The 1,175-nt window shown below is 52.9% G+C and carries 1 protein-coding gene; it reads left to right on the forward strand.

Annotated features, from left to right (window positions below; genetic code table 11):
- Positions 1–201: 201 nt before the first annotated feature.
- Positions 202–1,164 carry an IS110 family transposase gene (locus HYE77_RS30695; RefSeq protein ID WP_177070353.1) on the forward strand — a complete coding sequence of 321 codons (963 nt, stop codon included), beginning with the start codon at positions 202–204 and terminating at the stop codon, positions 1,162–1,164.
- Positions 1,165–1,175: the final 11 nt, after the last annotated feature.

The following is a 1,175-nucleotide window of genomic DNA, read 5'->3' on the forward strand; positions in this document are numbered from 1 at the left end:
GCTTGTATGGTTAGACTTGTAGGGGTGGTGGGACTAAAAGCCAGCATCTGACTCTAGCCAGTACAGACCGTGGGAGACTTCGCCCCACCCCTTCACCAAAGCGCCGATAAGGAATGCATCGGCCATGACCGACGATAGAAGCAAGCCAGCGCAACGGTGAAGCCCCGACAAGCCCATAAACCCTAACCCGGAGCGTTTTTCATGGCAATGACTGTCTTGCAATCAATCATCGGCGTGGATGTCGCTAAGGCTGAAGTTGTGGTTTGTCACATTGAAACAGACGAATTGAAGATTGTGCCCAACAACAAAACCGAGCTGAGGGCGTGGCTCAAATCTCTCCCCGTGGACAGTGCCATCGCGATTGAGGCGACCAATATCTATCACCTGGATACGGTCAATTTGGCCTACGGGATGGGCCATAAGGTTTATGTGATTGATGGCTACCGCCTTAATCACTACCGCAAAAGCACGGGTGGGCGGGCGAAGACAGACGCCAGCGATGCGCGTTTACTGGCCCGTTATTTGAAAAATGAGCAGGCTGATTTACGTGCCTGGAACCCGCCGCCGAAGATCTATACCAAGCTTCAAAGCTTGCTTCGCCGACGGGCAGCGTTGGTGAAAATGCGGGTTGGCCTTAACCAAAGCTGGGCAGGTGAACCACTCCTTAAGGCTTCATCAAAAAGTGTCGCAGCCTGCCTTGCGAGACATGAAGGGCTTATTGAAAAACGGATATTAGATGCCGTCACTGAGGCGGGCCTCTTGCATCAGATCAAACGCTGCCAAGCCGTTGAGGGGATTGGTTTTCTCACTGCGGTAGCGCTCACGATGGCGTTTCAACGAGGCGAGTTTGAAAGTGCCGATGCCTATATCGCGTTCCTGGGAATGGACTTGAGAGTATCTGACTCGGGGCAAATGAGCGGACGTCGCTCACTGAGTAAAAAAGGAGACTCGGAGATCCGTCGATTGCTGCATAACGCGGCGTCAGCAGGTATCAAGTCAAACGCTTGGAAACCGCTCTATGAAGGCTATCTGGCCAGAGGCCTGAAAACGACTCAGGCCTTGGTTATCATTGCTCGCAAGCTGGCGCGTATCGCGTTCTCCCTCATGAAAAACCTAAGCGAATACCAGTCGAAAGCGGTTTTGGGGGCTTCCCCCCAACCATAGAATCTCCCACA

It is taken from the genome of Pseudomonas sp. IPO3774, assembly GCF_013386835.1.
Taxonomy (GTDB): domain Bacteria; phylum Pseudomonadota; class Gammaproteobacteria; order Pseudomonadales; family Pseudomonadaceae; genus Aquipseudomonas.

Bases quoted from the DNA above. Each gene is read 5' to 3' on its own strand.
- HYE77_RS30695 (WP_177070353.1), top strand. From the start codon at position 202: ATGGCAATGACTGTCTTGCAATCAATCATCGGCGTGGATGTCGCTAAG.